Origin of the sequence: Parapedobacter koreensis (assembly GCF_900109365.1) — a bacterium.
Classification (GTDB): domain Bacteria; phylum Bacteroidota; class Bacteroidia; order Sphingobacteriales; family Sphingobacteriaceae; genus Parapedobacter; species Parapedobacter koreensis.
Genome location: NZ_FNZR01000008.1, coordinates 68,595 through 85,871 on the forward strand (window position 1 = coordinate 68,595; position 17,277 = coordinate 85,871).

18 protein-coding genes are annotated in these 17,277 nt (G+C 47.7%); 16 read left to right on the plus strand and 2 right to left on the minus strand.

What is annotated here, in order from left to right; genetic code table 11:
- Window positions 1-2 precede the first annotated feature (2 nt).
- Window positions 3-782 (minus strand): SAM hydrolase/SAM-dependent halogenase family protein, encoded by a 780-nt coding sequence (locus BMW65_RS17840; RefSeq protein ID WP_090607439.1) that lies wholly within the window; start codon window positions 780-782, stop codon window positions 3-5.
- 226 nt (window positions 783-1,008) lie between these two features.
- On the opposite strand from BMW65_RS17840, the gene BMW65_RS17845 reads away from it, so the two are divergent.
- The 11 genes from BMW65_RS17845 to BMW65_RS17895 all read left to right on the plus strand — a co-directional run bounded on the left by BMW65_RS17845 (window position 1,009) and on the right by BMW65_RS17895 (window position 10,345).
- A complete protein-coding gene (locus BMW65_RS17845; protein ID WP_090607440.1) occupies window positions 1,009-1,974 on the plus strand; it encodes a PhoH family protein in 966 nt (321 codons plus the stop codon).
- Between the two features lie 76 nt (window positions 1,975-2,050).
- Window positions 2,051-3,001 (plus strand): phosphoribosylaminoimidazolesuccinocarboxamide synthase, encoded by a 951-nt coding sequence (locus BMW65_RS17850; RefSeq protein WP_090607442.1) that lies wholly within the window; start codon window positions 2,051-2,053, stop codon window positions 2,999-3,001.
- 27 nt (window positions 3,002-3,028) lie between these two features.
- Window positions 3,029-3,412: an STAS domain-containing protein gene (locus BMW65_RS17855; protein WP_090607444.1), complete on the plus strand. Its 384-nt coding sequence runs from the start codon at window positions 3,029-3,031 to the stop codon at window positions 3,410-3,412.
- Window positions 3,409-4,320 carry a ribonuclease Z gene (locus BMW65_RS17860; protein WP_090607445.1) on the plus strand — a complete coding sequence of 304 codons (912 nt, stop codon included), beginning with the start codon at window positions 3,409-3,411 and terminating at the stop codon, window positions 4,318-4,320. Before BMW65_RS17855 ends, BMW65_RS17860 begins: the two co-directional genes overlap by 4 nt.
- Before the next feature lie 21 nt (window positions 4,321-4,341).
- Window positions 4,342-5,406, plus strand: coding sequence for a histidinol-phosphate transaminase (gene hisC / locus BMW65_RS17865; RefSeq protein WP_090607447.1), 1,065 nt, complete (start codon window positions 4,342-4,344; stop codon window positions 5,404-5,406).
- 116 nt (window positions 5,407-5,522) lie between these two features.
- A complete protein-coding gene (hisB, locus tag BMW65_RS17870; protein WP_090607449.1) occupies window positions 5,523-6,662 on the plus strand; it encodes a bifunctional histidinol-phosphatase/imidazoleglycerol-phosphate dehydratase HisB in 1,140 nt (379 codons plus the stop codon).
- A gap of 7 nt (window positions 6,663-6,669) precedes the next feature.
- The gene (gene hisH, locus BMW65_RS17875) at window positions 6,670-7,263 is read left to right on the plus strand and encodes an imidazole glycerol phosphate synthase subunit HisH (RefSeq protein WP_090607450.1); all 594 of its coding nucleotides are present in this window, start codon (window positions 6,670-6,672) and stop codon (window positions 7,261-7,263) included.
- Window positions 7,264-7,283: 20 nt separating this feature from the next.
- On the plus strand, window positions 7,284-8,033 hold the full coding sequence (locus BMW65_RS17880) for a 1-(5-phosphoribosyl)-5-[(5-phosphoribosylamino)methylideneamino]imidazole-4-carboxamide isomerase (protein WP_090607452.1): 750 nt from the start codon (window positions 7,284-7,286) through the stop codon (window positions 8,031-8,033).
- A gap of 6 nt (window positions 8,034-8,039) precedes the next feature.
- Complete coding sequence (gene hisF / locus BMW65_RS17885) at window positions 8,040-8,792, plus strand: imidazole glycerol phosphate synthase subunit HisF (RefSeq protein ID WP_090607454.1); 753 nt, start codon at window positions 8,040-8,042, stop codon at window positions 8,790-8,792.
- 11 nt (window positions 8,793-8,803) lie between these two features.
- Window positions 8,804-9,388, plus strand: coding sequence for a bifunctional phosphoribosyl-AMP cyclohydrolase/phosphoribosyl-ATP diphosphatase HisIE (gene hisIE / locus BMW65_RS17890; protein ID WP_090607455.1), 585 nt, complete (start codon window positions 8,804-8,806; stop codon window positions 9,386-9,388).
- A 36-nt stretch (window positions 9,389-9,424) separates the two neighbouring features.
- A complete protein-coding gene (locus BMW65_RS17895) occupies window positions 9,425-10,345 on the plus strand; it encodes a WD40 repeat domain-containing protein (protein WP_090607456.1) in 921 nt (306 codons plus the stop codon).
- Here the strand turns inward: BMW65_RS17895 and BMW65_RS17900 are convergent.
- A complete protein-coding gene (locus BMW65_RS17900) occupies window positions 10,335-10,835 on the minus strand; it encodes a GAF domain-containing protein (protein WP_090607458.1) in 501 nt (166 codons plus the stop codon). The genes BMW65_RS17895 and BMW65_RS17900 overlap by 11 nt on opposite strands.
- 245 nt (window positions 10,836-11,080) lie before the next feature.
- Here BMW65_RS17900 and BMW65_RS17905 point away from each other — a divergent pair, with 245 nt between their 5' ends.
- The 5 genes from BMW65_RS17905 (at window position 11,081) to nagA (ending at window position 17,277) form a co-directional block, all read left to right on the plus strand.
- Window positions 11,081-12,154 (plus strand): LacI family DNA-binding transcriptional regulator, encoded by a 1,074-nt coding sequence (locus BMW65_RS17905; RefSeq protein WP_090607459.1) that lies wholly within the window; start codon window positions 11,081-11,083, stop codon window positions 12,152-12,154.
- Window positions 12,155-12,267: 113 nt separating this feature from the next.
- Window positions 12,268-13,260 (plus strand): Gfo/Idh/MocA family protein, encoded by a 993-nt coding sequence (locus BMW65_RS17910; protein ID WP_245747678.1) that lies wholly within the window; start codon window positions 12,268-12,270, stop codon window positions 13,258-13,260.
- A 53-nt stretch (window positions 13,261-13,313) separates the two neighbouring features.
- Window positions 13,314-14,669, plus strand: a complete 1,356-nt coding sequence (locus BMW65_RS17915) for a Gfo/Idh/MocA family protein (protein ID WP_090607462.1) — start codon at window positions 13,314-13,316, stop codon at window positions 14,667-14,669.
- A 19-nt stretch (window positions 14,670-14,688) separates the two neighbouring features.
- On the plus strand, window positions 14,689-16,005 hold the full coding sequence (locus BMW65_RS17920; RefSeq protein ID WP_090607463.1) for a sugar MFS transporter: 1,317 nt from the start codon (window positions 14,689-14,691) through the stop codon (window positions 16,003-16,005).
- A 39-nt stretch (window positions 16,006-16,044) separates the two neighbouring features.
- Window positions 16,045-17,277, plus strand: a complete 1,233-nt coding sequence (nagA, locus tag BMW65_RS17925) for an N-acetylglucosamine-6-phosphate deacetylase (RefSeq protein WP_090607465.1) — start codon at window positions 16,045-16,047, stop codon at window positions 17,275-17,277.

Consider the following 17,277-nt stretch of genomic DNA (forward strand, 5'->3'; position numbering starts at 1 on the left):
GTTCATTTACGAAATTCCACGCGGATGATATCTCCTTTGTGAAGCCCGAGCAGCCCGCTCGCATTGCCTTTATTGATGGCTATCTCCAGGTAATTGCTGATGCCGAAGAGGCAAAGTTTTTCGCCTTCAGGCACTTCATTGTAATGCCAGCTCATTTGGTCAATCGTCTCGTTGCGTCTGAAATATAAGACAAAATTACGGCCGCGCTGTACTTTGTTAAATAGTTCTTTGCTGATGTTGCTAATTACATTGCCAAATGAATCGATGAATACAACATTGCCTCGCAAGCTGTCTTTTTCTACTACGGGCTGTACCAAGGTGCGATCCACTACTGCATTTACCGGATCTCCGATGTCGGTAAGTCTGCCGCCTTTTGCAAGGTGACATGCCGCCTTGGCAAAAATATCGGTCAGCGGAAAATGCAGGTACTTCAAATCCTGGATGATATTCAGTTCTACAGCGTCTGTAGGCGGCCCTTCCAATATCAATGAAAAAATACCATTGTCTGCACCGATAAAAAAATGGCCATTGTACTGTAAAGCAAGATAACGGGTGTCCTGGTTGAATACGGAATCGATACCAATGAGATGGACGGTGTTTTCCGGAAAATACCTATACGCATTTTTTAAGACGAATGCCGCATACTGAATGTCAAAGGGAGGGATTTCATGGGATATGTCCACCAACTGCACAGCAGGGAATTGGCTAATGATACTGCCCTTAAGTGCAGCTTGATAAAAATCTTTATTCCCTAAATCTGTTGTTAAGGTAATGACACCCATACCCGCCTTGATTGCAATCGATGCAAACTTAGATAAACTTGGCATCATTTAAAAATTGTCCGTAAAGTAGATTTTTTATTTCGCCGATACGAATTGCAATTTATCGCTATATTTGAGGGCAGTAAGAAGCGGAATGAGGGGAATGCTAGCAGGAGTTGGATATAAAATAGAAGAAAAGGGAAATGCTGGTGGCCGATGGCTGGCAGCAGATAGCTAACTGAAGAATTTGAGCGAATTAAACATTACCTTAGAATATGTGAACCCCGCCGTGTTATGGGGGGCGCAAAACGAACACTTCGAGGTGTTCAAAAAGCAGTTTCCGAAATTGCGGATTGTCGCCAGGGGCAACGAGGTGAAACTATTAGGGGATGGGCGTGAAATCTCCTTGTTCAAGGAAAGTTTTGACAAAGTAATTGCCCATATTGAGCAATATAATAGCTTGACCGCTAACGATGTGGAGACGATTCTTGGGGCTCCGGTATCGTCGGATATATCCAAAAAAATGGATCATCCTGTGGCAAGCAGCCATGTCGGTGGGGAGCCCATTGTCTTCGGGCCCAACGGTATTGTTGTCAAAGCGCGGACGGCGAACCAACGGCGGATGGTGGAAAGTATCATTAAGAATGATATCTTATTTGCCATTGGCCCAGCTGGAACAGGTAAAACATATACCGCAGTGGCATTGGCTGTACGGGCATTGCGTAATAAGGAAATACGGCGCATCATCCTGACGAGGCCTGCGGTGGAGGCGGGTGAAAACCTGGGATTCCTGCCCGGCGACCTCAAGGAAAAGGTAGATCCCTACTTACGGCCACTTTACGATGCGTTGGATGATATGATTCCGGCTGAAAAATTGAAGATTTTTTTGGAAAACCGGACGATAGAAGTCGCTCCCCTGGCTTTCATGCGGGGCCGTACGCTGGACAATTGTTTCGTTATCTTAGATGAAGCTCAGAATGCCACCGATATGCAGATGAAAATGTTCCTGACCCGGATGGGACCTACGGCCAAGTTTATTGTTACCGGAGACGTTACACAGATTGATCTTCCCAAAAAGCAACAATCGGGATTGCAGACTGCACTGAGATTACTGGATGACGTTGAAGGGATAGATATCATTTACCTGAGCGGCGGGGATGTCGTGCGGCACAAACTCGTGAGACGTATCTTGGAGGCGTACGGGGATATTTAGTCGGGAGTCTGAAAGGAGTCAGAAGTCGGGCGTCCGAAAACGGATAGTTGGACGCCGAAAAGTCGAAAGCAGAAAAATGAATACCATAAAAGAAACAAATTTCCATTTTGAGGGCCAGACAGCCTTTTACCGGGGTAAAGTGCGGGATGTATACACCATCGCCAACAAATACTTAGCAATGGTCGCGACAGACCGTATTTCGGCGTTTGATGTGGTGCTTCCACGGGCTATTCCTTACAAGGGCCAGGTACTCAACCAGGTTGCAGCAAAATTCCTTAAGGCTACGGAAGACATTGTGCCTAATTGGATCATGGCAGTACCTGATCCCTGTGTGGCCATTGGTCGCTTATGCCAGCCGTTTAAAGTGGAAATGGTCATCCGGGGTTACCTGTCCGGCCACGCTTGGCGGGAATACCAGGCAGGCAAACGCGAAATTTGCGGCGAATTGCTTCCCGATGGACTCCGGGAAAATGATCGCTTGCCAGCGCCTATCATCACACCAACTACAAAAGCGGCCGTCGGCCACGATGAGGATATCTCGCGAGCGGATATCTTAAAACAGGGTATCGTATCGGAGGCGGATTACACCCAACTGGAACAATACACCCAACTGCTTTTTAAACGCGGTACAGCATTAGCCGCCGAACGTGGGCTAATCTTAGTGGATACCAAATATGAATTTGGTAAGCTGGATGGAAAAATATACCTCATCGATGAAATCCATACGCCGGATTCATCGCGCTATTTCTATGCGGATAGTTACGAACAGCTGCAACAAGACGGAGAACCGCAACGGCAATTGTCTAAAGAGTTTGTGCGGAAATGGTTGATTGAAAACGGTTTTCAAGGAAAAGAAGATCAAAAAGTTCCTGAAATGACAGATGAAGTTGTATCTTCGATAGCTGAAAGGTATATCGAGCTCTTCGAACACATTACGGGGGAACGATTTGTATACCCGGATGGTATTGATGTATTGGAAAGGGTGGAACGCAATACCGCAGCTGCCCTCCAACAGTTAGGTAATTAGGGGTATTATAAAAAAGTTATTGCCGTCATGAAATTTACAATTGATAAACACGAAAAATATGTAGTCATCCAGCCACACGTGGAAGTATTGGATGGCGACTCGGCACCAAAAATTAAAGCTGAATTTCTCCTGCGCAATACAGGTGGGCAACGCAATATTGTATTTGATTTGTCCCAAGTAAAGGAGGCCGACTCATCGGGCTTGCGTACCGGGCTGCTGGCCCATCGGCTATGCAAAGCGGCGGGCGGCGTATTTATCCTGGCCTGTGCAAACCAACAAATCAAAAATCTGATTTCAATGTGTAAATTGGACGAAGTGTTGACGGTGGCGCCAAATACAGCTGATGCTGAAGACCTCATATTTTCAAAAGAACTGGAGAAGGATTTGAGGGGCGCCGTAGAAGAGGGATGAGGTTTGATGTATTGATTTTAGGAAGTAGCTCTGCCACGCCAATATACGGGCGCCACCCGACAGCGCAACTCATCAATATCAATGAACAATTGTACTTGGTCGATTGCGGCGAAGGTACGCAGGTACAATTGATTAAGTATGGCATCAGGAGCAACCGCATTAAACATATTTTCATTAGTCACTTACATGGCGACCATTACCTGGGGCTGATTGGCCTCCTTTCTTCGATGCACCTGATCGGGCGCAAGGAAGCGGTACATGTCTATGGTCCTCCTGCATTGAAGGAAATCATTGACTTGAATTTTCTGCATTCCCAAACCGTATTGAGGTATCCGTTATATGTGCATGCCACACAAGATCAAACGATGGAAATGATTTTTGAGAATGAACATGTGCAGGTGAGCAGCTTTCCACTCGATCACCGTATCGCATGCACGGGCTTCCGGTTTGATGAAAAAAAGCGCCTGCCTGCAATTGATCGGGAAAAGACGGAAGCGCTTGGTATTCCCAATGATTATCTGCCCCTTATTAAACGCGGGCATGACTACGTGGCTCCCAATGGAACGGTATACCGCTGGGAGGACTTGACTTTTGCATCGCCTATTCCGCGAAGCTATGCCTACTGCTCGGATACCGTAAGGACAGCAAGCTATCTCCCTTATATCCAGCAGACAGATCTGCTCTATCACGAAGCTACGTTTATGCATAATATGCTTGATAGGGCGCTGGAGACGTTTCATACGACGGCATTGCAGGCCGGGGAAATAGCGGCTCAGGTACAAGCCAAAAAATTGCTTATCGGACATTATTCAGCGAGATATAAGGATCTGAATCCCTTATTGGAAGAAAGCAAAACGGCATTTGAGGCTACGCAATTAGCGCAGGAAGGCAATTGGTATAGCGTATAAAATTCAGGTTGAAAGTTATAAATGGCAAATTCATTTGATTTAACGAATTTATTGAGGGAGAATATCCGGAAATTGATCCCTTATTCCTCTGCACGGGACGAATTTAAAGGTGAGGCTTCTGTTTTATTGGATGCCAATGAGAATGCATATGGCTCTCCGTTGGAACGAAATTATAACCGCTATCCCGATCCCCTGCAACAACAGCTGAAGCTGAAACTGAGCAAAATCAAGGGTGTCCCCGCCCGAAACATCTTCCTCGGCAACGGGAGCGATGAGGCGATAGACATCCTATACCGGGCGTTTTGCCGCCCGGGTATAGACAATGTCTTGCTGGTACCCCCTACGTATGGCATGTATGAGGTGTCTGCCCATATCAACGATGTAGCGATCAAGAAGGTAAACCTTACAGCAGACTTCCAACTCGATTTGGAGGGCATTGCAGAGACCATTGATGCCAATACACGGATGATTTTCCTGTGTTCGCCCAATAACCCGACGGGCAATTCCTTGCATCGGGAAGATGTGGAGACCATCTTGGCGAATTTCGGTGGACTGGTAGTCATTGATGAAGCGTATATCAACTATTCCAGGCAGAAAACATTTATCCAAGAGCTGACGGAATATAGCAACTTGGTCGTGCTGCAAACCCTGTCTAAGGCCTGGGGCTTGGCGGGCTTGCGCCTGGGGATGGCATTTGCAAGTGAGGAAATTATTGAGGTATTCAATAAAATAAAACCGCCTTACAACATCAATCAGGCTACACAGGAATTGGCATTGAAGGCTTTGGATAACGTGGAAACGGTGAATGCATGGATTAGGGAAGCTGTGGCTGAGCGGGAACGGCTATCGGAGGTATTGCGCCAAATGAAGTTTGTCGTGCATGTTTATCCTTCAGATGCTAACTTTATATTGGTGAAAACGGTCGAACCACGGCATTTATATACGTATTTGGTGGAAAAGAGCATCATAATACGCGACCGTTCGAAGGTGGAGTTGTGCGCGGGCTGCCTGCGCATTACCGTGGGGACGCCGGAAGAAAATAGCCTGTTGGTGGAAGCGCTGGCGCACTATCACCCGGAAAACTGAATCGTTAGGGAAGTACATGCCGAAAGGAATAAAATTGTTTTATTGCATTAACAATTTTTCCTAAGTTTGGCAGGTTCAACACGACCTTGGTATAGATAGAGGCAAATAATAAATCGATGCCTGATACAATTAAACGACTACTTTTTATAGACCGGGACGGTACGCTGATTACCGAACCGGAAGACGAGCAGGTTGATTCCTTCGCCAAATTGAAGTTCTATCCGGGAGCGTTGCACTATTTGCCACGCATTGCGAGCGAACTGGGGTTTGAATTGGTGTTGGTGACCAACCAGGATGGATTGGGGACGGCTTCGCACCCCGAAGAAAATTTCTGGCCCGTGCACCAGTTTGTCATCGATACTTTTGCCGGTGAAGGCGTCGTGTTTGCGGCACAGCATATCGACCGTACATTCCCCCACGAAAATGCACCTACACGCAAGCCGGGTACTGCTTTACTGACGGCCTATTTCGATAGGGAAAAGTATGACCTCGCCCATTCCTTTGTGATTGGCGATCGCATCAATGACGTCAAGCTGGCCCAGAATCTTGGGGCTAAAGCCATCTGGTTGCGTAATAACGATGCACTTGGTGCTTCGGAAGCTCTCCAAATTGATGAATCCGTGGTGGCATTGGAATCCCCGGATTGGAAAACCATTTACGAGTTTTTGAAATTGGGCGTCCGGGTAGGCGAACACCACCGCAAAACCAACGAAACGGACATTTATGTCAAGCTAAATCTCGATGGAAAGGGGAAAGCTGATATCCATACCGGGTTGCCCTTTTTTGATCATATGCTTGATCAAATTGCCCGCCATGGTCAGATCGACCTGACCCTACATGCCAAGGGTGATCTGCATATTGATGAGCATCATACCATTGAGGATACCGGCATCGCCTTGGGCGAGGCCTTTGCCAAGACGCTGGGTGATAAGCGAGGCATCGAACGCTATGCCTTTACGCTACCCATGGACGATTGCTTGGCACAGGTAGCCATCGATTTCGGTGGGAGAAGCTGGATGGTATGGGATGCTGAATTCAAGCGGGAAAAAATAGGGGATATGCCCACGGAAATGTTTTTCCATTTTTTCAAATCATTCTCCGATGCGGCCAAATGTAACCTCAATATCAAGGCCGAGGGTGAAAATGAACACCATAAAATAGAGGCAATTTTTAAAGCGTTCGCCAAATCCATCAAAAAGGCCGTAAGGCGCGATGCGGAACACATGGAGTTGCCCAGTACAAAAGGCGTTTTATGATACTAAAATGATAGGCATCATCAATTACGGAGCGGGGAATATTTTTTCACTTACGGCTGCTTTAAACCGTTTGAATATCCCCTATGGAATGGTCAATAAGGTAGATGAATTGGCGGGCTACGACCGTATCATCATCCCGGGAGTAGGACACGCAGGGGCAGCGATGCGGAAATTAGCAGCTTCGGGCCTTGCGGCTTCGATTGGCCAGCTGACGAAACCCGTTTTGGGGATATGTGTGGGCATGCAATTGCTGACGGCCTATTCGGAGGAGGGTGATAGTCCCTTGTTGGATATTATTTCCTTGAATACGTTGCATTTTGACAAGCGTATTGCTGAAAAGGTGCCTCACATGGGCTGGAATAAGGTGTTTCATGAAAATGGATGTCCGATATTCGACAATATAAAAAAAGATGCCTACTTTTACTTTGTACACTCTTATTTTATTGAATATAATGCTACTTTTACAGCCGCTTCCGCTCAATATGGACTGAAGTTTTCAGCTGCCATACAGGATAGGAATTTTTATGGGGTACAATTCCATCCTGAAAAATCCGGGGAAGCGGGTGAACAGTTATTGTTGAATTTTTCAAACTTATATTAACGATCAACCTTAAAAAAAGTATGTATATCATTCCAGCAATAGATGTATTGGACAAAAAGGTCGTCCGCTTACGTGAAGGCAATTACGACGATGCCACTATATATGGCGTAAGCCTTGAAGAAATGATTGAAAAGTACCAATCCAACGGTACCGAATTTGTCCATATTGTGGATCTCAATGGTGCGAAAGGTGATCTTTCCAATCAAACCTACCTGTTGGATATTGTCCGTCATACCGATATGAAGGTGCAATATGGCGGCGGTGTACGCAGTATAGATAAGGTGAAAGAATTGGTGGATGCGGGGATACATCGGGTGGTCATTGGTACGCAAGCGATCACAAATCCCGAATTTTTGGATGAGCTCAGCAAACTTAACCAAGGCAAGCGTAAATATGCCGACCATGTAGTCATTGCCATTGATGTGCTGGATGAAGTGATCAAATATTCCGGTTGGATGGAAAGCTCTCCCGTGAAATTGCTGGATTATATTGACAGATGCCTCTCTTTGGGCTTTTTCCGCTTTCTGTGTACCGATATCAATAAAGATGGTAAACTGGGGGGAGCAGGGGTAGACCTGTATCAGAAATTACTGGACCATTCGCCCATTATTAAACTCATTGCATCGGGCGGCATCAGCTCAATGGAGGATATCTATGCGTTGGATGCCATCAAGGTGGAGGCATGCGTAGTAGGTAAAGCTATCTACGAGAACCGCATTACCATTGAGCAAATTAAGGAGTGGAACCTGAAATCCCTTATCCGTTTTTAACTAATCATGCTGGCCAAACGCATCATTCCCTGCTTGGATGTCAAAGATGGGCGGACGGTGAAAGGCGTCAACTTTGTTGACCTGCGCGATGCGGGTGATCCGGTGGAACTGGCTTGGCAATATTCGAGGCAAGGGGCTGACGAATTGGTGTTTCTGGATATTACGGCTACGCACGAACGGCGCAAAACCACGGCAGAACTCGTCAAGGCTGTGGCGCGGCAACTGAATATCCCCTTTACCATCGGCGGCGGCATTAATGAACTGGCCGATGCGGATGTGTTATTGCACGCTGGTGCGGATAAAATATCCATCAATTCGGCTGCTGTACGGAATCCCGCATTAATTAATCAATTGGCTGATGCTTTCGGTATACAGTTTGTGGTGGTCGCAGTGGATACGCGGCATGTGGATGGCAAAAACTTTGTCCATCTCAATGGTGGCCGTTTGAAAACCGACATCGAAACCGAAGATTGGATCAAGGAAGCCGAGGATCGGGGGGCAGGGGAGATTTTGCTGACCTCCATGGATCACGATGGCACCAAAAATGGATTCGATTGTGTGTTCTTGAAAAAAATTAATGATAACTTGTCCATACCGCTGATTGCTTCGGGCGGGGCAGGCAGCAAGCAGCATTTTGTGGATGTGTTCCAGCAAAGCAATGTGGATGCAGCGCTGGCAGCTTCTGTATTCCATTATGGCGAGATACTGATTCCCGACTTGAAGGACGAACTGCGGCGGCATGGGATTGAAGTAAGGTAATTTCTTTGGATATGTTGGATTTTGAAAAAAGCGGAGGCCTCATCCCGGCCATCATACAGGATGCGCAGACCTTGGAGGTACTGATGTTGGGCTACATGAATCAAGAAGCTTGGGAGAAAACACAGACCGATGGACGCGTTACTTTTTTTTCAAGGAGTAAGAACCGGTTGTGGACAAAAGGCGAAGAGAGCGGTCATTTCCTCGAAGTGGTGGGCACACATATCGATTGCGATCGGGATACGCTATTAATCAAGGTGCAACCCAAGGGTCCGACCTGCCATACAGGAAGCCGAAGCTGCTTTAATACGGATTACAACCAAAATTTTATCTTCGAACTGGTAAATATTATCAATAACCGCTACGAATTTCCGACAGCAGACTCTTACGTCAATCGGTTGCGCGAACGCGGGTTGAATAAGATCGCCCAAAAAGTTGGCGAAGAAGCGGTGGAAACGGTGATAGCTGCGCTAGCTGAAAGGGAGGTGGATTTCGTCAATGAAGCATCTGACCTGCTGTTTCACCTGCTGGTATTGCTGCGGGAAAAGGCGGTATCCCTGGAGACCATTACCAAAAACCTGGAAAGCAGGCATCAATAATTTTAAGCCCAATCAGCTGCTGTATCCTTGTTCATCATGAATAAGCTTCAGATTCATAAAGCAGGTACGTTGTCGGGGCACCAAAATCCGATTTTTGCCGTGGAGAATGGCCGTGAACCTCATGTCATTTTCACAGCGGGCAATGACAAGGGGGTGGTACAGTGGGATTTAGAGAAAATGGCGTTCGATCGCATCTTGTACCCTGTGCAGTTTTCCGTATACGTACTTCATTTAATTGCGCATACGCCGCTGTTGGCTATCGGGATGCGGGATGGCAACGTCCTGATCGTAGACACTGCCTCACAGCGGTTAGCGGCCAAGCTTCAATATCACCAACGGCCTGTTTTCGATATCAAAACTTTTACAACCAAACCCGAAATGATAGTTTCATCGGAAGATGGTACAGTCTCTATTTGGAATACGGACACCTTTAACCTTTTGTATCATTTTAAAGTAGCCGAGCAGACTGTACGAACCATTGCCATCAGCAATGACGAACAATGGGTGGTCTTTGGAACAAAGGAGGGTAACGTCAAATTGTACAATGCGCTTGATTATTCGTTGGTGGAAGCGCTACCTGGCCATACCATGCCCGTTACGTCGCTTTGCTTTTCGCCAGATGGGCAATATTTGCTTACGGGCGGCCGCGATGCGCAGTTGAACGTGTTGGACGCTACCGGGGGATTTTCGCTTGCCAAGGCATTTACACCGCACCTCTTTACCGTCTACGCCATCAAATACCACCCTACATTGCCTATTTTTGCGACAGGTAGCCGGGACAAAAGCATCAAGGTCTGGTCGGGAACGGATTTCCGGTTACTGCGGGTGATCAGTATTGAACGTGGGTTTGATAGCCATCTCTTGTCCATTAATGACGTGGCATGGAATGGTTATAAAAACCAGCTTGTGTCTGTCAGTGATGATAAGCAAGCGATGGTTTGGGATATTACGCTCTAAGACCAAGCGTAGTAACCTCGCTTGAAAGCAAGCCTACAATTTGCGCCAAGTATGCAGCATCGATCTCGTCGAAGTGATTAAGGTACTCACTATCAACATCCAGAACGGCTACCACTTGACCCTCTTTTAGGAGTGGCACAACAATCTCAGATTTCGAAAGCGAACTGCATGCTATGTGACCGGGAAAAGCGTCCACATCGGGTACTGTGATTATTTCCTTGCGTTCCCAAGCCGTACCACATACGCCTTTTCCTTTGGCGATCCGGGTGCAGGCCAATGGTCCTTGGAATGGGCCAAGCACCAATGATGCGTCCCGCACGATATAGAAGCCTACCCAGAAAAAATCGAATTGCGTTTTGAGCACGGCAGATACATTGGCCATATTGGCAATAAGATCCGTTTCTCCTGAAACTAATGCTTCGAGCTGTGGAAGCAGTGATCGATACTGTTCCTCCTTGCTGCCTGTGGCAATATATAATTCCTCTGCCATAAATCAAATCTTAACGAGAACTGAAATCCATACAAATGGAGTGCAAAACTACGGAGAAAACCGTTGGTGTTTGTCATCTTGACGCAATAGCTGTGAGAGCAGTAAACTAATTTTAAAAAGGTATATTTACGAATTTTGATGTATAATTGAGGTTCAAAAAGCAACCGCTGTACAGCTTGTTGCTGTAGTGCCGATGCGGCGAGCATTATTTAGGTCAACTATTTTGGGAGTTTAGCGATTTTTGAATGAAAGAAAAACCTAGCGTTAGCCAACTTTCCGGTGTAAAGGAAATAGCCAGGCGAGCAAATGTATCCATTGCTACCGTAGACCGCGTGATTCATAACAGAAAGGGCGTGTCGGAAGCGACAAAGGAAAAGATCAATGGGATTATCAAGGAGATTGGGTTTCAACCCAACATCCTCGCCAGCCGTCTTGCGTCAAAAAAAACAAACCGCTTTGCGTTTCTAATCCCTAATGCCAACGAAACCGACTATTGGGATGCTTCGTTGAAAGGCATAGAACGCGCCCATCAGGAGATTAAACAATATGGAATCCAGCTCGACAAATACCTGTTCGATCTGAATGACAAAGCGACATTTACCAAGAACGTGAATGAAATAGCCAAAGGTGACTATGACGGTATCGTCATGGCTCCTTCATTCATCGAGGAGGCGACTGAATTGGCGGCGCGCTGCCAAAGCCGGAAAATTCCCTATGTGTTTATCAATTCGGATATACCGGGAAAGAACAACATTGCTTACATAGGCCCCCATTTATACCAAAGCGGGTGCCAGGCGGGCCAATTGGTTCGTTTCGGATTGAAGCGGGGGAAAGTACTCATTATCAATATTTCCAGGGAAATAGACAGCTACCATCACTTGTTGAGGAAGGAAGATGGTTTTCGCCACTATATTGAGGATAGCAATACCGCAGCGAACCATATCGCGATTGAAAAGATGGATATTACCAACACAACGGATGAATCGGTGAGCGTTGCGCTTGATACGTTTCTGAAAAACCATACAGATATCGATGCCTTTTTTGTGACCAATTCGAGGGTACGGAGCGTCGCCACATACCTTCGAACGCACGCATCACCGCATCGGATCCTCATCGGTTATGATTTATCGGGAGAGAATATAAAATACCTGAAAGATGGTACGATTGATTTCTTGATAGGCCAAAAACCGGAAGAACAGGGATATGCAGGTCTCATGGCTTTGTTTCAGCATGTCGTGGCTGGTAGTACGGTCATTAAGAACCAATATATGCCAATCGATATCATTACCAAGGAGAATTTCGAGTTTTATAAGAATTAACATTAAATTTTTCAGATCATTTGGAAGTGAAATACGAAATTACGTAATTAGCGGGTACGTTACCGTTTTTCGGGTACGTACCCGAAAAGGGCTGGCTATTAAAAATTGGGTATATGAATAGAAGAAAATTTATTACGAATACATCTTTGGCGATGGTCGGTATCGGAGCGGGGATCGACGCGGCGATGGCTGGCGGCAGGCAGCCTTTGGGGTCGGCGAAGCGTGTTGGGATCATTGGTTTGGACACATCGCATAGCTTGGCTTTCGCGGAGGGATTAAACGATCCGTCGAGTGCATTAAGTACTTCCGGCTATCGGGTCACCGCCGCTTACCCATACGGGAGTACGATCGCGATCAGTACGAGCCGTATTCCCGGCTACATCAAGGACATCCAGCCGTATGGGGTAAAAATCGTTGAATCTGTCAGCGCATTGTTGGCGGAGGTGGACTATGTGCTGTTGGAGACTAATGATGGCAACCCAAGACTGGCGCAGGCAACGGAAGTCATTGAGGCTGGTAAGCCCGTTTTTATAGATAAACCTATCGCAGCATCCTTGGCAGATGTCCGGAAAATCTATGCACTGGCTGAGGCACGGCGAGTCCCGATATTTTCCGCATCTTCTTTGCGCTATATGGATACCATCCAAGATGCCATCAACGGCAAAATCGGAAAGATTTTGGGGGCCGATACATACAGCCCAGCAACGTTTGAACCGCATCATTCCGATTTTTTTTGGTACGGCATCCACGGCGTGGAATCCTTAGTCGCACTAATGGGTGTCGGTTGCAAAGAGGTGACGCGCACGCATACCGAAGGGACTGATGTGGTAGTTGGTACGTGGTCGGATGGCCGCATCGGTACATTCCGAGGCAATCGCACGGGTAAACATACCTATGGTGGTACAGCATATGGTGAAAACGGGGATCTGACTTTGGGGCCCTATAAGGGATATGATAGCTTATTGAGTGAGATTATCCGTTTTTTTGACACTGGCCAATCTCCGGTAGCGGCGAAAGAAACATTGGAAATTTACCGGTTTATGGCTGCGGCTGATGTGAGCAAGTCCCGAGGCGGTGCAGTGGTTGCCCTGTCGGAGGTAGACTGAGGACTGGCTGCGGGAAAAACTTCAGAAAACAGGCATATATAACTACATAGCTAATGAAAGAACAAACAAATAATACAAGGAGGGAATTTCTTAAGAAAGCCTCATTTGGTGTAGCGGCATTATCTGCCGGTAGCATTTTCAACGGCATATCTGCCACCAGCTATCGACGTATCGTCGGAGCCAATGAGCGGATCCAGGTAGCGATGATGGGGGTCAATTCCAGGGGATTTGCACTGGCCAATAATTTTTCCTCCCAGCCAAATAGTGAGGTTACCTACATTTGTGATGTGGATCGCCGTGCTGCTGAAAAATGCCTGAGGGATGTCGTCAAAAACCAATCCCGCCAGCCTAAGTTGCAACCGGATTTCCGTAAGGCACTTGACGATAAGGACGTAGACGTGCTCGTCGTCGCTGCGCCCGACCATTGGCACGCGCCGGCAGCTATCCTGGCTTCCAAAGCGGGTAAACATGTATACCTTGAGAAGCCATGCAGCCACAATCCCGCCGAAGGAGAGTTGTTGATGGCTGCAAGCAAAAAATACGGTAATGTCATCCAAATGGGCAACCAACGGCGCTCATGGCCCAATGTCAAGCAGGCCATCGAAGCGCTTCATGGAGGGATTATCGGCCAACCCTATTATGCCAAAACCTGGTACACAAACAATAGAGCCTCTATCGGTGTCGGCAAGCCCGCGCCTGTTCCTGATTGGTTGGATTTTGACCTATGGCAAGGACCTGCCCCACGCCGGGAATTCCAAGATAACCTCATTCACTACAACTGGCATTGGTTTTGGCACTGGGGGACTGGCGAGGCGCTTAATAATGGTACCCACATGGTGGATCTTGCGCGCTGGGGGCTGCAAGTAGCTTACCCCGAGCGGGTGACTTCCACCGGGGGCCGATATCGCTATCAAGACGATTGGGAGGCACCCGATACACAACTGATTACCCTGGATTTTGGTCAGCGGGGTATGATTGCATGGGAAGGCCGGAGCTGCAATGGCCGTGTGAACGAAGGTGAGTCGACAGGCGTAGTCTTCTACGGTGAAAAGGGATCGGTTCAAATTGGTGGTGGCAATGCCTATCAAGTCTATGATTTAGAAAACAAGCTGGTCAAAGATGTCAAGAATGAAGTAACCATCGATCCCCGCAACCGTACCAATCCGTCGCAATCGCTGGATGCCATCCATATCCAGGATTTTTTCAAGGGTATAAAAAATGGCCAAAAACTCGCTTCAGACATCGAAAGCGGGCATATTAGCACGTTGCTGGTACAATTGGGCAATATCGCTCAACGCAGTGGTGGACTATTGGATATTGACCCGTCAAACGGCTATATCCTTGACAACCTGGAAGCCCAGGCGCTATGGAGCCGCGAATACGAAAAGGGATGGGAGCCTAAGATTTAATGAAAAATACCGCATACAAATGGCAGCATCACAGGCAGCGGTAAGTGTAGCATCACTGTCGCGTCGCGATACCGTGGTATCGATCATCATCATTGCAGGAATGTTTTTTATCTTCGGGTTCCTCTCTTGGATAAATGCCATCCTCATTCCGTATTTCAAGATAGCGTGCGAACTTACCCATTTCCAGTCTTACCTCGTGGCCTTTGCGTTTTATATCGCTTACTTTGTCATGTCAGTACCCGCATCCTACCTGCTGAAAGCCGTGGGGTTCAAACAGGGGATGATGGTGGGATTTTTCGCATTGAGCCTGGGAGCCTTTATCTTTGTGCCTGCCGCAATGACACGCACTTACGGGGTATTCCTCCTGGGGCTCTTTACCATCGGGGTAGGGCTGGCAATCCTTCAGACGGCTGCCAACCCTTACATCACTATCCTTGGCCCGAAGGAGCGGGCGGCGCAGCGGATCAGCATCATGGGCATCTGCAACAAGTTTGCAGGAATCGTCGCGCCGCTGCTGTTTGCGGCGGCAGTTTTGCGGCCCACGGACCAGGCGCTGTTCGATAGCCTGGCATCCATGGCGGATGAGGTGCGTGCGGCTACGCTCGATGAACTGATTAGGCGGGTGATCGTACCTTATTCCGTTGTAGGTAGTATATTGCTGCTGGTCGGCATTGGCGTGCGTTACTCCCCATTGCCCGAAATTGATACGGCCGAGGAACAAGACGACGTTGCCCGGGCTAATACCGGGAAAACGAGCGTTTTCCAGTTTCCGCATCTGGTGCTTGGGGCGGTGGCTATTTTTATCCACGTGGGCGCACAGGTCATCTCCATTGATACGGTCATCAACTATGCCGGTTCAATGGGCATATCCCTGATTGAGGCGAAAGTCTTCCCGTCGTACACGTTGGGGATGGCCATTGTGGGTTATTTCCTCGGTATTTCGGTTATCCCCCGATGGATCAGCCAGAAAAACATGCTGCGCCTCGTGACCTTTATGGGAGCGGTACTTTCGTTGCTGATTGTTTTTACTCATGGGCAGGTGAGGCTGTTCGGGCATCAGACAGACGTCTCCATTTGGTTCATCGTGATGCTCGGAATCCCGAATTCGCTGACGTGGGCAGGCATCTGGCCGTTGGCCATGGATGGCTTGGGTCGCTTTACCAAGGTGGGTGCTTCCTTGATGATCATGGGGCTATGCGGCAATGCGATACTGCCGTTGGTATATGGCTATTTCGCGGATAAGTTCGGTCTACGGGAAGCCTATTGGATACTGTTGCCGTGTTACCTGTACTTGATTTATTATGCAATGTGGGGGCATAAGCTTAAAAAGTGGTAAAAGCAAAAGTCCTATTGCACAACAATAGTTAAAATACTGATGTCAAAAAACGATATAAAGATTATAAACGGTCATATCATCACCCCTTACCGTGTGATTAAAAATGGGGAGCTATTCATACGGAATGGCAAGATTGAGGCCGTATGTGAAGGCAAAGCTGACATGGAAGATGCCCAGATCATCGATGCGAATGGCCACTATATCGCACCTGGATTTATCGATATCCATGTGCATGGTGGAGGAGGATCCGATTTCATGGATGGTAGCACGGATGCTTTTGTGCAGGTTGCAGAGACCCATGCTCGGTATGGCACTACAGCGATGCTGCCTACCATACTGACGAGTACCAAAGCGGAAATTATCCGATCCCTGGCACTGTATGATCAGGTTGTGGCAAGCACGGTACGCGGTTCGAGGTTCTTGGGGGTGCATATCGAAGGACCATATTTCTCCATGCAGCAACGGGGCGCACAGGATCCGCGGTATATACGGGATCCGGATCCAGCTGAATATTTCGAGATATTGGAAAGTTCGCCGTCAATCAAACGGTGGAGTGTGGCACCCGAGAAAGAAGGGGCATTACCATTTGGGCAATTGCTGCGTGAGCGTGGTATTTTGCCCTCAATTGCACATTCTGATGCATTGTACAACGATGTTGTCCATGCGTTCGAAAATGGTTATTCGCTGGTTACACACCTGTATTCCGCCATGTCTGGTGTTACGAGGCGAAATGCTTTTCGGTATGGTGGAATTATTGAAAGTGCTTATCTTATTGATGAAATGGATGTGGAAATCATCGCCGACGGCCGCCATCTGCCGCCCGAATTACTCAAGCTGGTGTACAAAATCAAGGGTGCTGACCGCACGGCGCTGATCACGGACGCGATGCGTGCCGCTGCCATGCCCGAAGGGCGCAGTATCCTTGGAAGCGCCACCAATGGCATGGATGTACTGGTGGAAGATGGTGTGGCTAAATTGCCTGACCGGAGTGCATTTGCAGGCAGTACAGCCACGGCGGATCGATTAGTACGCACCATTACGGAGGTTGCGGACATCCCGCTCATCGACGCCGTACGTATGATGACTGCAACTCCGGCACGTATCCTCGGTGTGGATAGTTACATGGGCTCGTTAGTTCCCGGGAATGATGCAGACATTGTGATTTTTGATCAGGGCGTCAATATCATGATGACCCTTATCAAAGGCCGTATCGTTTATGATAGGGATGAACGTACCAGCACAGATATTACTAAGGAAAAGATTACCATTTGA

What these genes read in the sequence shown, in the direction of transcription:
- BMW65_RS17840 (WP_090607439.1), bottom strand. Translation starts at nt 782, where the DNA reads ATGGGTGTCATTACCTTAACAACAGATTTAGGGAATAAAGATTTTTAT.
- BMW65_RS17850 (WP_090607442.1), top strand. Translation starts at nt 2,051, where the DNA reads ATGAATACCATAAAAGAAACAAATTTCCATTTTGAGGGCCAGACAGCC.
- BMW65_RS17855 (WP_090607444.1), top strand. Translation starts at nt 3,029, where the DNA reads ATGAAATTTACAATTGATAAACACGAAAAATATGTAGTCATCCAGCCA.
- BMW65_RS17860 (WP_090607445.1), top strand. Translation starts at nt 3,409, where the DNA reads ATGAGGTTTGATGTATTGATTTTAGGAAGTAGCTCTGCCACGCCAATA.
- hisC (WP_090607447.1), top strand. Translation starts at nt 4,342, where the DNA reads ATGGCAAATTCATTTGATTTAACGAATTTATTGAGGGAGAATATCCGG.
- hisB (WP_090607449.1), top strand. Translation starts at nt 5,523, where the DNA reads ATGCCTGATACAATTAAACGACTACTTTTTATAGACCGGGACGGTACG.
- hisH (WP_090607450.1), top strand. Translation starts at nt 6,670, where the DNA reads ATGATAGGCATCATCAATTACGGAGCGGGGAATATTTTTTCACTTACG.
- BMW65_RS17880 (WP_090607452.1), top strand. Translation starts at nt 7,284, where the DNA reads ATGTATATCATTCCAGCAATAGATGTATTGGACAAAAAGGTCGTCCGC.
- hisF (WP_090607454.1), top strand. Translation starts at nt 8,040, where the DNA reads ATGCTGGCCAAACGCATCATTCCCTGCTTGGATGTCAAAGATGGGCGG.
- hisIE (WP_090607455.1), top strand. Translation starts at nt 8,804, where the DNA reads ATGTTGGATTTTGAAAAAAGCGGAGGCCTCATCCCGGCCATCATACAG.
- BMW65_RS17895 (WP_090607456.1), top strand. Translation starts at nt 9,425, where the DNA reads ATGAATAAGCTTCAGATTCATAAAGCAGGTACGTTGTCGGGGCACCAA.
- BMW65_RS17900 (WP_090607458.1), bottom strand. Translation starts at nt 10,835, where the DNA reads ATGGCAGAGGAATTATATATTGCCACAGGCAGCAAGGAGGAACAGTAT.
- BMW65_RS17905 (WP_090607459.1), top strand. Translation starts at nt 11,081, where the DNA reads ATGAAAGAAAAACCTAGCGTTAGCCAACTTTCCGGTGTAAAGGAAATA.
- BMW65_RS17910 (WP_245747678.1), top strand. Translation starts at nt 12,268, where the DNA reads ATGAATAGAAGAAAATTTATTACGAATACATCTTTGGCGATGGTCGGT.
- BMW65_RS17915 (WP_090607462.1), top strand. Translation starts at nt 13,314, where the DNA reads ATGAAAGAACAAACAAATAATACAAGGAGGGAATTTCTTAAGAAAGCC.
- BMW65_RS17920 (WP_090607463.1), top strand. Translation starts at nt 14,689, where the DNA reads ATGGCAGCATCACAGGCAGCGGTAAGTGTAGCATCACTGTCGCGTCGC.
- nagA (WP_090607465.1), top strand. Translation starts at nt 16,045, where the DNA reads ATGTCAAAAAACGATATAAAGATTATAAACGGTCATATCATCACCCCT.